Below are 2,647 nucleotides of genomic sequence, written 5' to 3'. Positions count from 1 at the left end.
CGACGGCGACCGACACCGCCGAGGCGGGCACGGTGCCCGCCGACGGCAACTTCGCTGGTCTGGTCGACATGGACGGTGGTCGAAGCCTGTACCTGGAGTGCAGCGGCACCGGCTCGCCGACCGTCGTGCTCATCTCGGGCACCGGCAATGCCGGAGACTCCTGGCACTACGCCCGATCGGGGACCGATGCGCCAGACCAGACATCGGAGAACGACGACGCCGTTTTCCAGACCACGGCGCGCTCGACCCGCACCTGTGCATACGACCGTCCCGGGACCCTGCTGGACGACGGCTCGCGCGGTCGATCGCCCGACGTGGCCCAACCGACATCGACCGCAGACGATGCCGCCGACATCCACGCACTGCTGACGGCCGCGGACGTCCCCGGCCCGTACGTGCTGGTTGCCCACTCACTCGGCGGGCTGATGGCGGCCACATATGCCCGCGCCCATCCCGACGATGTCGCCGGTCTCGTCCTCATCGATCCCGCGTCGCAGTTCATGGAACCCACGATGGGGGCGTCAGCGTGGGACCGATACGTCGAGGCCGCGCTCGGGAGTCCGACGAACGGTCGCGAGAGCATCGACCTCGTTGCCAGCAACGCAGCCATCGAGGCATTGCCGCCGTTGCCCCCGATGCCGGTCGTGGTGCTCAGCTCCGACCAGCCGTGGTTCATCCTTCCCTTCGGCGACGACGGCACGTTGATCGACTACTCGGCCGCGCTGCTCGAGTCCCACACGCTCCTCTCGACGTCGCTCGACGCCACCCACATCACAGAGACCAACAGCGCCCACGGCATCTACCTCGAGAACGCTCCGGTCGTCAACGAGCAGATCTGTTCCGTGATCCGACCAGCCGCAAGCTGCTGATTCTCGATCCGGACTCGCGTGGCGCATGCAGAAGTCGATGGCGCGCCACACGTCGCGCCCAACATCCGGGTTGCCATCGCTGGGCTAACCTCACCTGTCACGTCTGGAGCTTCCCGGCCGTCTACCGAAAGCGGCCGCCGAATGCGTCGATCCCCGTTCCTTGTCCTGGTGGTTGTCGCTCTCATCGCCGGGTGCTCGTCGACGGATTCCGAGACCGCGGTGACCACGTCGACCACGGGCGTTGCCGGCAACGGCGTGATGGATGGATATGCGTCCGACGTCGACGCGTTGTCGCCGCTCGTGATCACAACCCTGGCGCCGGACCCGATCCCCTTCACCGGGACCGATGGCAAGGTGCACGTCGCCTACGAGCTCTCCGTGTTGAACTACTCACCGCGCGAGGCCACCGTGACCCGGCTCCAGACACTCGAGGGAGGGCCAGAGGGCGACGTCATGGCGGTGGTCGAAGGTGACGCCCTCGCCGAACGGACGATGGTGCTCGCAGGCCCGGCAGGTGGACCGATCCCTGCCGGCGCGACAGGTGTGCTCATCGTCGACGACGTGTACGACGACCTCGTCGACGTACCGGCGTCGTTCACCCACCGACTGGATGCGGCGTTCGGCCCGCTCGCCCCGGAGGCCGAGGCCCAAGCGGGACTCTTTCCGGGCGATCCCACCTCCATCATCGGTGGGCCGGTGACGACCAGCGCCGAGTCGCCGGTGGTGATCGGGCCGCCCCTCGAGGGTGCGGACTGGTTGGCCGGGAGCGGGTGCTGCGACATGGGCACCCACCGCAGTGTGATGTTGCCGATCGGCGGCAGGGTCAACGGAGCCGAGCGCTTCGCCGTCGACTGGTTCAAGGTCGACATGACGCTCGATCCCGCTGCGCAGGCGGACCTCGCTGCGACCGGGCTGTCACCGACGTTCCGTGGCGATCCCACCGACAACGAGGACTATCTGGCCTACGGCGAGCGGGTGCTGGCGGTGGCCGACGGGACCGTCGTCGCGGTGGTGTCCGACACCGCCGACAGCGCGCCCGGTGTGTTGCCGACGGGTCTCGACATCGCGGGGATGAGCGGCAACTACGTCTCCATCGACATCGGCGACGGGGTCTACGCCTTCTCTGCGCACCTGTCGCCCGGGTCCCCGACGGTGAAGGTGGGTGACAAGGTCACCCGAGGCCAGATCATCGGGGCCGTGGGGAACACGGGCAACAGTGCGGAGGTCCACCTCCACTTCCAGTTGCAGAGGACGCCCACGCAGGCCTTGGGCGACAACGTGCCGTTCGAGATCGACGCCTTCACCTTCGCTGGGACGTTCGGACTCGCGACGGGATTCGCCGCCGATCCGGATGCCGGGGCTCGCACCGATCAGGCACCGCTGATCTGGAGCGTCGTGGATTTCCCGGATGCGCCGTAGTCCCCGAGCTCGCAACCCGCAGGTCCACCCATCCGCTGCACCCGGTCACCGTTCGGCCCGCCCATCGGGATTAACATCAGCGAACCCGCCTGGACGTCCCGGCCCTCTCCCGAAAGTGGGCGCCTGTGCGTCGATCGCCAATCCTTCTTCTCGTGCTGGCCGCGCTCGTCGCCGGCTGTTCGTCGACGGGCACCGAGGGCGCGTCGCCCATCTCGAGCACGATCGACGCTCAGGGCGGTGTCCCGGTCGGGTCCGCAACGTTCACCCACCGGGTCGACGCCACCTTCGCCCCGGCCACACCGGAGAACGAGCCGGCCGCGGCGATCTTCCCCGGCGATCCTGTGTCGCTGATCGGCGGA

The 2,647-nt window shown here is 68.3% G+C and carries 2 protein-coding genes and 1 pseudogene; all 3 read left to right on the top strand.

Translation table 11 applies throughout. The features are described from left to right. Window positions 1-869, top strand: an 869-nt coding sequence (locus tag WBV89_RS17855) for an alpha/beta fold hydrolase (protein WP_423982682.1), incomplete at its 5' end; no start/stop codon positions are given. 168 nt (window positions 870-1,037) lie between these two features. Beyond that, window positions 1,038-2,288 carry a M23 family metallopeptidase gene (locus tag WBV89_RS17850; protein WP_423982681.1) on the top strand — a complete coding sequence of 417 codons (1,251 nt, stop codon included), beginning with the start codon at window positions 1,038-1,040 and terminating at the stop codon, window positions 2,286-2,288. A 152-nt stretch (window positions 2,289-2,440) separates the two neighbouring features. Then, window positions 2,441-2,647, top strand: a pseudogene (locus WBV89_RS17845) (hypothetical protein); the annotation flags it as partial.

The organism is Ilumatobacter sp., assembly GCF_049588435.1.
GTDB lineage: Bacteria > Actinomycetota > Acidimicrobiia > Acidimicrobiales > Ilumatobacteraceae > Ilumatobacter_A.
This window is presented reverse-complemented; position numbering and strand designations above follow the sequence as displayed.